This window comes from Nostoc sp. (genome assembly GCF_036917155.1).
Lineage (GTDB): Bacteria > Cyanobacteriota > Cyanobacteriia > Cyanobacteriales > Nostocaceae > Nostoc.
This window is the reverse complement of the sequence record NZ_JBALDZ010000231.1, coordinates 22,521-28,520: the sequence shown is the minus strand read 5'-3', so window position 1 is coordinate 28,520 and position 6,000 is coordinate 22,521. Positions and strand designations below refer to the sequence as shown.

4 protein-coding genes are annotated in these 6,000 nt (G+C 43.4%); 2 read left to right on the top strand and 2 right to left on the bottom strand.

Going from position 1 to position 6,000, the window contains the following annotated elements; translation table 11 throughout:
* Positions 1–99: 99 nt before the first annotated feature.
* Complete coding sequence (locus V7K67_RS31025) at positions 100–1,530, bottom strand: AAA-like domain-containing protein (RefSeq protein ID WP_335169872.1); 1,431 nt, start codon at positions 1,528–1,530, stop codon at positions 100–102.
* Positions 1,531–2,053: 523 nt separating this feature from the next.
* On the opposite strand from V7K67_RS31025, the gene glyA reads away from it, so the two are divergent.
* A complete protein-coding gene (glyA, locus tag V7K67_RS31020) occupies positions 2,054–3,337 on the top strand; it encodes a serine hydroxymethyltransferase (protein ID WP_334731687.1) in 1,284 nt (427 codons plus the stop codon).
* 254 nt (positions 3,338–3,591) lie between these two features.
* Positions 3,592–4,842 (top strand): competence/damage-inducible protein A, encoded by a 1,251-nt coding sequence (locus tag V7K67_RS31015; RefSeq protein WP_334731688.1) that lies wholly within the window; start codon positions 3,592–3,594, stop codon positions 4,840–4,842.
* 460 nt (positions 4,843–5,302) lie between these two features.
* Here the strand turns inward: V7K67_RS31015 and V7K67_RS31010 are convergent, their stop codons facing one another.
* Positions 5,303–5,995 (bottom strand): DUF305 domain-containing protein, encoded by a 693-nt coding sequence (locus V7K67_RS31010; RefSeq protein WP_334731689.1) that lies wholly within the window; start codon positions 5,993–5,995, stop codon positions 5,303–5,305.
* Positions 5,996–6,000: the final 5 nt, after the last annotated feature.

Below are 6,000 nucleotides of genomic sequence, written 5' to 3'. Positions count from 1 at the left end.
GGCTGATGAGGCTGATTTTCTTCATGCCCTCTAATCTACCATCTCTCTGTACTTATTTTTCCTGGTAGCCTAATTTCCACCGTGAACGGTTACGTTATTTCATAGCTGTTCTGTTTCTAATTTTTGTTGGAATTCTCGACGTTCCAATTCCTGGCTGGCTGCTAAAAATCGATAGTCCAAATCGCTGAGACTTTTACGCTGAGTCCAATCCAATACCTCTTTTAAGGCATTTCCCCGTAGTAGGCGTGACTCATCTTGAAAATCCGATGCTACCCAAGCATTGAATGGCTGTGAATAAGGGCGCAGATTGTCTAACTGTCTTAACACCCATTCTGAATTGAAAATACTGCGGTAGATCGGATTTTTAATTCTGAGATAGCCATTGTATTTCTCGACCAATCCCGATAGTAAAAGCTCCGTCTGTTCTGGACTATCATCAATAGGCACGGGAGATATTGGAGGTAGAGGATACAAAGAGTTGCCAGTGTCTTTATTGTTTGCGTCCCCCCATCCCCGCGTCCCTTTGTCCTCGATTTCCTCTGTTTGCAATACCTGCTGATAAAGACTCAACAACCGTCCGGCTTGTTGTTGGTTGAAAAGTAAGCGATCGCGAATAGTGCGGAGGTGTTCGGGTTCATCTTGTGATTCCCAGTTTTGAATAATGTGCGATCGCACCAATTCTTCTACCCAATATGCCTCAGTTTTTGGCGATAAAACAATTTTTCGATCTGATGACTTTGAGGCAGTTTGGAGAACTAACTGACAGAGTTTTTGAGTGAGAAACGGTTGTCCCCCTGTCCAGTAAATCACCTCTTGCAGCACAACTTCTGGTTGACTGATTGCTTCCTTTAACCCATTTAGCAATGGGCTAGCTTCATGCAATCGAAAACCGTATAACTCTATAGCCGTCCCAATATTAAAAGGTGTCCGGCGTTTGTCAGCAATTAAATCAGATGGGCTGGCTACTCCAAACAATGCAAATCCCAAGCGTTGAAAATTTGGGTCATGTGCTTGCTGATTGTAGCAATGACGAATCCAGGTAAAAAAGTCATTGACCGGAAAATTCAAACTCAGCAAACTATCAATTTCATCAATGAAAATGAAAATGCCTTTGGTTTTGTCGTCTATTTCACCATCGCTCTTGACATTTGGCAGCAAAACTTCTTCAACAAACTGGTGTAGTTTTTGTATAGGAGAAAGACCTGCTTGTATATCCCACCATTGCTTAAAGTTTACGTGTTCCGCCAGATTTAACCCGTAGAACATGCTAACAATGATTCCTTTATACCATTGTGCTGATGTAGTATCCTCACTACTCAATTGAGTCACATCTAAGTAAACACATTTATAGCCTTCTGATTTGAGACGACGACTTATTCGCTGTAGTAGCGATGACTTACCCATTTGGCGAGAGTTAAAGACATAGCAAAAATCACCACCTTTTAGACTGGTATAAAGCTTTTCGTCTGCCTGACGCACAACATAAGTGGGATCGTCACTGTGGAGGCTACCGCCAACTTGGTATCTCATGCAAAAGTGTGATTAGAAAAAAAAAGGAAGATATAAAAACAATAATTGAAGAAGAATTCAGAATTTTGTTTAGGGAGACAGAAAGAAAAATTAAAACCTTTTACTCTTAATCACCAAACACCTCTCGCCGTGGAAGCCCCCGGAAAGTGACAGAAGCTGTTTACGGACGCGCTCGCTTCCGTTATGGATGGAAGAAACAAGTCAAATCCTCTTCCCTTCTGCCTCCTGCCTCCTGCCTTGTTTCTTAGGAGAGGGTTATTTCACACCGATTCATCAAAAACACTGTCTAACGACCTCACAACACGCAGCAAGGTGAGGATTTCAAAAAGCAACGTTATGATAATTAATGCATTAATCGAGCTTGGGTCTAATAATAAATAAGTTGGCACAAATAAACCTCAATAGTACGGAGACGATTAATCGCCTCTGGACAGCAGTCAAAAGCAATGGTTTTTGACTGTTATTTAGGTGCTGTGTCCAACTAAAATCAGCCGTTGTACAAATTTCCATAAGGATAATTGAAGTGACTAGGACTAATTCAGACTTTCTTACCTCCAGTGATCCGGCGATCGCGGGGTTAATCAATGACGAACTACAGCGTCAGCGAGACCACTTGGAGTTGATTGCTAGCGAAAACTTTACCTCCGCTGCTGTATTAGCAGCTCAAGGTACGGTACTGACAAATAAATATGCCGAGGGATTACCTGGTAAACGCTACTATGGCGGTTGTGAGTTTATCGACAAAATTGAGCAACTAGCAATCAATCGTGCTAAACAGATATTTGGTGCTGCTCATGCCAATGTGCAACCCCATTCTGGCGCACAAGCCAACTTTGCCGTGTTCCTCTCGCTACTCGAACCAGGGGACAAAATTATGGGGATGGATTTGTCTCATGGGGGACATCTTACCCACGGTTCCCCTGTAAATTTCTCAGGTAAGTGGTTCCAAGTTAGCCACTACGGTGTTAGTCAACAAACAGAACAACTTGACTATGACCAAATTCGGGAGCTGGCGCTGAGGGAGCGTCCTAAGCTCTTGATTTGTGGTTATTCAGCTTATCCCCGTGTAATTGATTTTGAAAAGTTCCGTGGTATTGCTGATGAAATCGGCGCTTACTTACTCGCCGATATTGCTCACATTGCTGGTTTAGTTGCTAGTGGTCTTCATCCCGATCCCATTCCTCACTGTCATGTAGTTACAACAACTACACATAAGACTCTACGCGGGCCGAGAGGTGGTTTAATCTTGACTGGCGACGCAGAACTAGGTAAAAAGCTAGATAAATCTGTTTTTCCTGGTAGCCAAGGCGGGCCATTGGAACACGTCATTGCTGGTAAGGCAGTAGCCTTTGGAGAAGCTCTCAAGCCTGAGTTTAAAACTTATTCTGCCCAAGTGATTGAAAATGCTCGTGTTTTAGCAGAACAACTGCAAAACCGAGGTTTAAAGTTAGTGTCTAATGGCACTGATAATCATTTAATCTTGGTAGATTTACGCTCTGTAAATCTAACTGGAAAGCAGGCAGATCAGCTAGTCAGTACTGTAAATATTACTGCTAACAAGAATACTATTCCCTTTGATCCGCAATCGCCATTTGTTACCAGTGGTCTGAGATTAGGTTCGCCAGCAATGACCACGAGGGGGTTAGGAGTAGCAGAATTTACCGAGATTGCAAATATTATTAGCGATCGCCTACTTTCTCCAGATTCCGAGGTAGTAACCCAAGATTGTCGGCAACGGGTAGCGGCATTGTGCGATCGCTTCCCCTTATATCCTCACCTGGAAATTCCTGTACCAGCATTAGCCTGAGATGATAGTTAGGAGTAAGGAGTTAGGAGTTAGGAGTTAAGAGTTAGGAGTGATGAGTTTTAAGTTTTAAACTCCTAACTCCTACCAGCCTTAGCCTGAGATGATAGTTAAGAGGGATGAGTTTTTCTAACTCCCAACTCCTAACTCCCAACTCCCAACTCCCAACTCCCAACTCCCAACTCCCAACTCCTAACTCCTAACTCCTTACTCCTAACTCCTAACTCCTAACTCCTAACTCCTAACTATTCCTTCCAATGAGTGCAGAAATTATTTGTGTTGGTACTGAACTGCTGCTAGGAGATATCCTCAACGGCAATGCTCAATTTTTGGCGCAACAATTAGCGCAGCTAGGTATCCCCCATTACTATCAAACAGTGGTTGGGGATAATCCAGAACGGTTGAAGCAAGTCATAGAAATTGCTATTTCTAGAGCGCAAATTCTCATTTTCACTGGTGGACTTGGCCCGACACCAGATGACCTCACCTGCGAAACCATCGCCGATTTTTTTAAAGTCCCGTTGGTAGAACGTTCTGACATTATCGAAGACATAACCCAAAAATTCGCCCAACGTGGTCGGGTGATGTCACCAAGTAACCGCAAGCAAGCTTTGATTCCCCAAGGTGCAGAAATTCTCCCCAACCCCACTGGAACAGCACCCGGTATTATTTGGCAACCTCGTCCAGAAATCACAATTTTTACTTTTCCCGGTGTTCCCAGTGAAATGCATCCGATGTGGGAAGAAACAGCCGTACCATTTCTCAAAAGTCAAGGTTGGGGTAAAGAAATTATTCACAGTCGGAGTTTAAAATTTTGGGGTATTGGTGAATCGGCTTTGGCAGAAAAAGTTGCTTCCTATTTGAACTTGCCAAATCCCACAGTAGCGCCTTATGCAGGTAAGGGGGAAGTAAGATTACGAGTTTCTGCTAAAGCAAATTCAGAAGCAGCAGCAGAAACCTTAATTGCGCCCATTGAGAAACAAATTAAAGAAATTGCCGGACTGGATTTTTACGGCGTTAATAATGATACTCTCGCTTCGGTTGTCGGTCAGTTGTTGCGCGCATCAGGAGAAACGCTTTCAGTGGCAGAATCTTGCACTGGTGGCGGACTAGGGCAAATGTTGACCGATATTTCAGGCAGTTCTGATTATTTTTGGGGTGGAGTAATTTCTTATGACAATTCGGTGAAGGTTAGGCTACTGGGGGTTAACCAGGAAGATTTAGATAAATTTGGGGCAGTAAGTGCGATCGTTGCAGAGCAAATGGCAGTCGGGGTAAAAACCCGCCTTGCAACCACTTGGGGATTGAGTATCACTGGAATTGCTGGCCCAACTGGAGGGACAGATACTAAGCCAGTGGGTTTAGTTTACGTTGGTTTAGCTGGGCCAAAGGATGAAGTAGCAAGTTTTGAGTATCAGTTTGGTGCAACGCGAGGTCGAACTTTAATTCGTTATGTGAGCGCGAATGCAGCGTTGGATAATCTGCGGCGGAAGTTGTTGAGTAGGTAGGTAATCAACTATTTGTCAATAAGCAATAGTGCTGAAAATTTAGTTAGAGTTGGGAACACGATTTTTAAGCCCCAATGCCTACTGGCGTGCCAAGGCTAAAATGTTGCAAAAAAATTGTAGGTTGGGTGGAGGCTTTGCGTAACCCAACATCCTGATATGTGTTGGGTTGCGCTCCGCTCCACCCAACCTACGAATGCACTATTTTTTTGCTTGCCACGCCACTACGGTGGGCTATACCTATATGCTAATTAAATCAGTGCGATCGCAAGCAACCTCCGTATTTAGTCCAAATTAACTTGTTTGCAGGATTTAGAGGGTGTTTATAAAATAATTCTTAAGCAGATAAGCTGTCGTGCATTTAAATTGTATAATTTTGGGTCTAAAACTCTTCCATAGCCTAGAGGCAGCTAAAAAACTAGATGCGTGGCAGCTTAACCAAACATCTATCCCGAATTACGAATTACTTTTTGTACCAAGCTTTTCGCCACTGTTGCATTTGTCTAATCTCTATCTCTTGGGCTTTAACAATTTCTTGGGCTAATTTCTTGACTTCAGGGCGCTTAGACTTATTTAAGACATCTTTTGCCATTGTTACAGCCCCTTCATGGTGAGGAATCATCGCATTGATAAAGCGCAGATCAAACTCAGCATCAGCTGTACCTAAATCCTGACTCATCATCATGCCTTTCATTTGGTCAGATGACATCTCCATCGTATGTCCCATTTGACTGTTGTAAGCCATTGGTTTATCTCCCATCTTGGGATACCAAGCTTGTCGCCACTGCTTCATCTGAGTGATTTCTTGGTTTTGCGACTTGATAATATTGTCTGCTAGCTTTTTGATTTCAGGACGTTTTGATTTCACCTGTGCAACATTCGCCATTTCCACAGCCCCTTGATGGTGCGGTATCATAGCGTCGATAAATCGTAAATCAAAATTAGCATCGGCTGGGCCTAAATCCATTCCCATGCTGTGATTCATCATGCCACCACCGTGGTTCATCATCTGCTTGTCGTTAGTATTGCTGGTGGTTGCCTTTGGTGCTTGGTTTTGGGAAGCAGTACTAGCACAGCCTGTCATTAACCCACCGACTGAAGCGATCGCACTAAAGGTTAACGCTAAAAAGCCATTCCTCAAAGATAGCAGTTGCATAAGTC

Coding starts and splice junctions, on each gene's coding strand:
- V7K67_RS31025 (WP_335169872.1), bottom strand. CDS start 1,530: ATGAGATACCAAGTTGGCGGTAGCCTCCACAGTGACGATCCCACTTAT.
- V7K67_RS31015 (WP_334731688.1), top strand. CDS start 3,592: ATGAGTGCAGAAATTATTTGTGTTGGTACTGAACTGCTGCTAGGAGAT.
- V7K67_RS31010 (WP_334731689.1), bottom strand. CDS start 5,995: ATGCAACTGCTATCTTTGAGGAATGGCTTTTTAGCGTTAACCTTTAGT.